This is a genomic window from Streptomyces sp. NPDC048191 (assembly GCF_040652655.1).
Taxonomy (GTDB): Bacteria; Actinomycetota; Actinomycetes; order Streptomycetales; family Streptomycetaceae; genus Streptomyces.
The window spans coordinates 330,382-336,602 of the sequence record NZ_JBEZMO010000008.1 but is presented as its reverse complement, the minus strand read 5'-3'; the positions used below and the strand labels follow the sequence as shown (position 1 = coordinate 336,602).

Below are 6,221 nucleotides of genomic sequence, written 5' to 3'. Positions count from 1 at the left end.
GCTGTGTGGGGGGGGGGCCCCTTATCAAACTGTCGCCGCGGCCGCACTAAAACAAACCCCCCCCCCCCCCCGCTCGGGTGATGCTCCGACGGTCCGTCAGACCTCCACGACCACAGGCAGGATCATCGGCCTGCGGCGATAGGTGTCCGAGACCCACTTGCCGAGGGTGCGCCGGATGAGCTGCTGGAGCTGGTGCGGCTCCACGACGCCGTCCTGGGCGGACCGCTCCAGCGCTTCCGTGATCCTCGGGATGACGTCGGCGAAGGCCGAGTCCTCGATGCCGGAGCCGCGCGCCTGGACGTGCGGGCCGCCGGTGATCTTGCCCGTGGACGAGTCCACGACCACGAAGACCGAGATGATGCCCTCGTCGCCGAGGATCTTGCGGTCCTTCAGGGCCGGCTCGCCGACATCGCCGACGGAGAGACCGTCGACGTAGACGTAACCGGCCTGGACCTTGCCGGAGATCTTGGCCTTGCCCTGGACCAGGTCGACCACCACGCCGTCCTCGGCGATGACGATCCGGTCGTGCGGGACGCCCGTGAGCGCTCCCAACTCGGCGTTGGCCCGCAGATGGCGCCATTCCCCGTGGACCGGCATCAGGTTCTTCGGGCGGCAGATGTTGTAGAAGTACAGCAGCTCGCCCGCGGACGCGTGGCCGGAAACATGCACCTTGGCGTTGCCCTTGTGGACGACGTTGGCGCCCCATCGGGTCAGACCGTTGATCACGCGGTAGACCGCGTTCTCGTTGCCCGGGATGAGGGACGAGGCCAGGATCACCGTGTCGCCGTCGACGATGCGGATCTGGTGGTCGCGGTTGGCCATCCGCGACAGGGCCGCCATCGGTTCGCCCTGGGAGCCGGTGCAGACCAGGACCACCTCGTGGTCCGGGAGGTCGTCCAGCGTCTTGACGTCGACCACGAGGCCCGGCGGGACCTTCAGATAGCCGAGGTCACGGGCGATGCCCATGTTGCGGACCATGGAGCGGCCGACGAAGGCGACCCGGCGGCCGTACTCGTGGGCGGCGTCCAGGATCTGCTGGATGCGGTGGACGTGGCTGGCGAAGCTCGCCACGATGATCCGTTTGCGGGCGCTCGCGAAGACCTGACGCAGGACGTTGGAGATGTCGCGCTCGTGCGGCGTGAAGCCCGGGACCTCGGCGTTCGTGGAGTCGGTGAGTAGGAGGTCGATGCCCTCCTCGCTCAGCCGGGCGAAGGCGTGCAGGTCGGTGAGGCGGTTGTCCAGCGGGAGCTGGTCCATCTTGAAGTCACCGGTGTGCACGGCCATGCCGGCGGGGGTGCGGATGGCGACGGCCAGGGCGTCCGGGATGGAGTGGTTGACGGCGATGAACTCGCAGTCGAAGGGGCCGATGCGCTCGCGGTTCCCCTCGGCCACCTCGAGGGTGTAGGGGCGGATCCGGTGCTCCTGGAGCTTGGCCTCGATCAGGGCGAGGGTCAGCTTCGAGCCGATCAGCGGGATGTCCGGCTTCTCGCGGAGCAGGAAGGGGACACCGCCGATGTGGTCCTCGTGACCATGGGTGAGGACGATGCCCTCGATGTCGTCGAGGCGGTCCCGGACGGATGAGAAGTCCGGCAGGATCAGGTCGATTCCGGGCTGCTCCTCCTCGGGGAAGAGCACTCCGCAGTCGACGATCAGCAGACGGCCGCCGTACTCGAAGACCGTCATGTTTCGGCCGATCTCGCCGAGACCACCGAGCGGGGTGACTCGCAGGCCGCCCTCGGGGAGCGGCGGGGGCGAGCCGAGTTCAGGATGCGGATGACTCAAAAGACTCTCCTCACCACGCGCGCCACGTACCGGTCGGGCACGTGGCGCGCATGACGTTCGTGCAGAAGCAGTTGTCGTTGTGGGTTGCGGGCACCGGTGGCCCACGTCTTCTGTTGTTCTTCAGTTGTGAAGCCCGTGTGGTGCCAAGTCTGTTGTCAGAGCTGTACCCCGCCGGCAGCAAGATCGATCTTGAGCTGGGCGATCTCCTCGGGCGAGCACTCGACCATGGGCGAGCGCAGCGGGCCTGCGGGCAGGCCCTGGAGCGCGAGCGCGGCCTTGGTGGTCATGACGCCCTGGGTGCGGAACATGCCGGTGTAGACCGGGAGCAGCTTCTGGTGGATCTCGGTGGCCTTGACGACGTCACCGGAGGCGTACGCGTCGACGAGGGCGCGCAGGTCGGGGGTGACGAGGTGGCCGACGACCGAGACGAAGCCGACCGCGCCCACGGAGAGCAGCGGGAGGTTCAGCATGTCGTCGCCGGAGTACCAGGCGAGGCCGGACTGGGCGATGGCCCAGCTGGCGCGGCCGAGGTCGCCCTTGGCGTCCTTGTTGGCGACGATCCGGGGGTGCTCGGCGAGCCGGACGAGGGTCTCGGTGTTGATCGGGACCCCGCTGCGGCCCGGGATGTCGTAGAGCATCACCGGCAGGCCGGTGGCGTCGGCGACGGCAGTGAAGTGCCGGTAGAGGCCCTCCTGCGGGGGCTTGTTGTAGTACGGCGTGACGACGAGCAGGCCGTGGGCACCGATGCGCTCGGCCTCGCGGGCCAGCTCGATGCTGTGGTGGGTGTCGTTGGTGCCGACGCCGGCGACGACGTGGGCGCGGTCGCCGACCGCCTCCAGTACGGCTCGTACCAGGTCCGATTTCTCCGCATCGCTGGTGGTGGGGGACTCGCCGGTGGTGCCGTTGATGATCAGGCCGTCGTTGCCTGCGTCCACCAGGTGGGCGGCGAGCCGCTGCGCGCCGTCGAGGTCGAGTGCGCCGTCCGCCGTGAAGGGCGTGACCATGGCGGTGAGGACCCGCCCGAAGGGGGTCTGCGGAGTCGAGGTCGGAGCCATGGGTAACACGCTACTCGGTGCTCCATGCGTGGTCTGCCCGTGGGGTACCGGGAAAAGTCAGGACAAATGCGGAGCCCGGCACTGCCTGCTCGGGGGTTCAAGCAGTGCCGGGTCCGTTTGATCAGGCTAGATGAACTTCTCTAAATGCCGCAATACGGACACTTCGCGAGGCTGATCCGTACATCCGTTCCTGGCGGGGGAACACGGCTTCGCTACGGGGCCACACGCCCGTTCGCGTTGAAGGCGGCGTACGTCAGCGGCATGAGCTTGGCCCACTCCGCCTCCATCTTCTCGCCGACCATCTCGATCTCCCGCTGCGGGAAGGACGGCACCTTGGCCAGCTCGTGCTGGGTGCGCAGGCCGAGGAAGTGCATCAGGGAGCGGGCGTTGCAGGTGGCGTACATCGAGGAGTAGAGGCCGACGGGGAGGGCCGCGCGGGCGACCTCGCGGGCGACGCCCTCGGCGAGCATCTTCTGGTAGGCCGCGTACGCCTGCTCGTAGGACTCCCGCAGGGTGTCGCTGACCGCCTCGTGCTGGGCCGGGGTGCCCTCGACGAAGACGTACTTGCCCGGACGGCCCTCCTGCACGAGCTTGCGGTCGGCGCCGGGGACGTAGAAGACCGGCTCGAGCTCCCGGTAGCGGCCGGACTCCTCGTTGTACGACCAGCCCACGCGGTGCCGCATGAACTCACGGAAGACGAAGATCGGGGCGCTGACGAAGAACGTCATCGAGTTGTGCTCGAACGGGCTGCCGTGCCGGTCGCGCATCAGGAAGTTGATCAGCCCCTTGGAGCGCTCGGGGTCTTTCTTCAGCTCGTCCAGGGACTGCTCACCGGCGGTGGAGACTCGCGCGGCGAAGAGGACGTCGGCGTCCGAAGCACTGGACTTCACCAGCTCGACGGTGACGTCACTGCGGAACGTGAGCGACTCGGGGGTGGTCACGGGGTTCGGGGTCCTTCCCATCACAGCTGTGGTTCGCGCCCACCTTACGGGGCACCCGCCGGGGCCACGGCAGTGCCGGCCTCACAAATCCCACCCGGGATTTTTTCCGACATGGGCACCTTTTGCGTCACTCGAGCGTCTGTATCGGTGAGGTCCACTCGTTCGACCCGAAAGGAGACGTACCCGCGATGTTCCGTCGGCGTGAGCCCGTACCCTTCGCCTTCCTGGCCGAGACGGACAGGTTCCGCAGCAATGTCACTCCCCCGCCCCGTCAGCGGGCGTCCTTCGGGGAGATAGCCGGGCGTTGGCTGCTGGGACTCACCCTCGTCGCCGGGCTGGTGGGCGCCCTGATCGTCGGGATGCCGGCGATGTCGACACCGTCCAGTACCCCGACGTCCAGTACGGCGACACAGCAGTCCCAGGCCTCGCAGGGGCACTGACTCTTCCGGCTTCCCAGGGTGGTGAGCGGGAACGGCGGCGGATAGCCTCACCGGGCACAGCCCACGCACGCACCGAGTGAGGACCAGCCGTGCCCCTGTCCTTCCTGACGGCCGATCGCACGTCCGAGGCCGCTTCCGAGAGCGCGCTGCCGTACGACGACCGGGAGCGCTGGCGGCGCCCCTACCGTCCCGGTCCCTGGCGTGTGGGCGTGGCGGCGGTGCTGCTGCTGCTCGCCTCCTTCGTGCTGTTCGCCGCGGTGGCCATCGCCCTGACCGACTCGGTGTCCTCCGCCGGGGCCGTCCTGGGCGGGGCGTTCGTGGGCATCGCCGGCGCGCTGAGGCTGCTGCGGATGGGCGTGTGGGTGAGCGGGCGCGGGCTGCGTCACGTGGGCTTCCTGGTGACGCGTACGGCGCCGTGGGCGCGGGTGGTCTCGGTGCGGACCGTGCAGCAGCCGGTGCGCTGGCTCGGGCTGCCGCGGACGGTGCAGGGGCAGGCGCTGGCGCTCGTCCGCAAGGACCGGCCCGCCGAGGACACGCCTGTGCTGCTGACCACGCACACCCTGGACTTCCTGGGCCGCCCGGCCGCGTTCGACCGCGCCGCGGACACGGTGGAGGCGTGGGCGGCGGAGTACCGCACCCCCTGAACCCGGACGAACCCGTAGGGGCCGGTCCGCGCGTCGTGGACCGGCCCCTACGGCTACCGGGCGGCGGGCACGGCACGGCGGGTCGGAGCCGGTGGAGGCATTGCCGGTGGACGCATTGCCGGTGGAGGCATCGGCTGTGGAGTGTTCACACGGAAGGAAGGGAGACCGCTGTTGTCCGGACGTACCGTGCTGATCACCGGAGCGTCGAAGGGGATCGGCCTGGCCACCGCACACCGTCTCGCCGCCCGGGGACACCGGGTGCTCGGAGTCGCCCGCAGCGCCCCGGACAGTGGCTTCCCGGGAGTGCTGCACGCCTGCGACCTCGCCGACGCGGACGCCACCGTCGAGTTGATGGAGACCGTGACGCGTGCGGAGCGGGTGGACGCGGTCGTCAACAACGTCGGCATCGCCGTGCCGGAACCCCTGGGCGAGATCACGCTCGGCACACTGCAGGCCGTGTACGACCTCAACGTGCGCGCCGCCGTGCAGGTCACCCAGGCCTGTGTCGGCGGGATGCGGGAGCGCGGCTGGGGCCGGATCGTCAATGTGACGAGCCGCTCGGTGCACGGAGCGCGCCGGCGCAGCAGCTACGCGGCGGCCAAGAGCGCGCTGGTGGGGCTGACGCGGACCTGGGCGCTGGAACTGGCCGCGGACGGGGTGACGGTCAACGCGGTGGCCCCCGGTCCGGTGGAGACCGAGCTCTTCCGCGCCTCGCACCCGGTGGGCGGTGCGGAAGAGGCCAGGGTGCTGCGCTCGGTGCCCGCGGGACGCCTCGGCCGCCCGGAGGAGGTGGCCGCGGCGATCGCCTTCCTGCTGAGCGAGGACGCCGGGTTCGTCACCGGGCAGCAGCTCGGTGTGGACGGTGGGGGCAGCATTCCCGGTCGGTGAGGGCCGGGGTCAGGCCCCGGCCGGCTTTCCGTCGTGCAGGGCGATGGCCCGTTGCATCGCCCTGCGGGCGCGTGGGGTGTCGCGGGCGTCGTGGTAGGCGACGGCGAGGCGGAACCAGCAGCGCCAGTCGTCGGGGGACGCCTCGGTCTCGGCCTTGCGCTTGGTGAAGACCTCGTCGGCCGAGTCGCGGTCGATCCGGCCGCCCGGGGTGCGCCGCAGCTCGTCCACGGGCAGTCCGCCCTCGGCGTCGAGCTCGGCGGCGAGGGCGTTGGCCCTGCGGACGAACTGGGTGTTCTTCCACAGGAACCACAGGCCGATGACCGGCAGGATCAGCACCGCCACGCCGAAGGTGACAGTGAGGACGGTGCCGGACTGGATGAGCATCACGCCGCGGCTGCCGACCAGGACGAAGTAGAAGACCAGGACGGCGGCCGTGACGAGGTAGGTGATCTTCGCGCGCATCGGGGAGTC

7 protein-coding genes are annotated in these 6,221 nt (G+C 69.8%); 3 read left to right on the top strand and 4 right to left on the bottom strand.

Translation table 11 applies throughout. The annotated features are described in order from the left end of the window. Positions 1-96: 96 nt before the first annotated feature. The 3 genes from AB0D93_RS16980 to thyX all read right to left on the bottom strand — a co-directional run bounded on the left by AB0D93_RS16980 (position 97) and on the right by thyX (position 3,799). Entirely contained in the window at positions 97-1,782 is a 1,686-nt protein-coding gene (locus AB0D93_RS16980) for a ribonuclease J (protein ID WP_362119879.1), read from the bottom strand. A 155-nt stretch (positions 1,783-1,937) separates the two neighbouring features. Continuing rightward, positions 1,938-2,837: a 4-hydroxy-tetrahydrodipicolinate synthase gene (dapA, locus tag AB0D93_RS16975; RefSeq protein WP_362119877.1), complete on the bottom strand. Its 900-nt coding sequence runs from the start codon at positions 2,835-2,837 to the stop codon at positions 1,938-1,940. 212 nt (positions 2,838-3,049) lie between these two features. After that, on the bottom strand, positions 3,050-3,799 hold the full coding sequence (thyX, locus tag AB0D93_RS16970) for an FAD-dependent thymidylate synthase (RefSeq protein WP_362119875.1): 750 nt from the start codon (positions 3,797-3,799) through the stop codon (positions 3,050-3,052). A gap of 167 nt (positions 3,800-3,966) precedes the next feature. Here thyX and AB0D93_RS16965 point away from each other — a divergent pair, with 167 nt between their 5' ends. The 3 genes from AB0D93_RS16965 to AB0D93_RS16955 all read left to right on the top strand — a co-directional run bounded on the left by AB0D93_RS16965 (position 3,967) and on the right by AB0D93_RS16955 (position 5,750). Beyond that, positions 3,967-4,218: a hypothetical protein gene (locus tag AB0D93_RS16965; protein ID WP_362119873.1), complete on the top strand. Its 252-nt coding sequence runs from the start codon at positions 3,967-3,969 to the stop codon at positions 4,216-4,218. An 89-nt stretch (positions 4,219-4,307) separates the two neighbouring features. Further along, the gene (locus AB0D93_RS16960) at positions 4,308-4,862 is read left to right on the top strand and encodes a hypothetical protein (RefSeq protein WP_362119871.1); all 555 of its coding nucleotides are present in this window, start codon (positions 4,308-4,310) and stop codon (positions 4,860-4,862) included. A gap of 171 nt (positions 4,863-5,033) precedes the next feature. After that, on the top strand, positions 5,034-5,750 hold the full coding sequence (locus tag AB0D93_RS16955; RefSeq protein WP_362119869.1) for an SDR family oxidoreductase: 717 nt from the start codon (positions 5,034-5,036) through the stop codon (positions 5,748-5,750). Between the two features lie 9 nt (positions 5,751-5,759). On the opposite strand, the gene AB0D93_RS16950 is transcribed toward AB0D93_RS16955, so the two are convergent. Next, positions 5,760-6,212, bottom strand: coding sequence for a hypothetical protein (locus AB0D93_RS16950; RefSeq protein ID WP_362119867.1), 453 nt, complete (start codon positions 6,210-6,212; stop codon positions 5,760-5,762). Positions 6,213-6,221 lie beyond the last annotated feature (9 nt).

What these genes read in the sequence shown, in the direction of transcription:
- dapA (WP_362119877.1), bottom strand. Translation starts at nt 2,837, where the DNA reads ATGGCTCCGACCTCGACTCCGCAGACCCCCTTCGGGCGGGTCCTCACC.
- thyX (WP_362119875.1), bottom strand. Translation starts at nt 3,799, where the DNA reads ATGGGAAGGACCCCGAACCCCGTGACCACCCCCGAGTCGCTCACGTTC.
- AB0D93_RS16965 (WP_362119873.1), top strand. Translation starts at nt 3,967, where the DNA reads ATGTTCCGTCGGCGTGAGCCCGTACCCTTCGCCTTCCTGGCCGAGACG.
- AB0D93_RS16950 (WP_362119867.1), bottom strand. Translation starts at nt 6,212, where the DNA reads ATGCGCGCGAAGATCACCTACCTCGTCACGGCCGCCGTCCTGGTCTTC.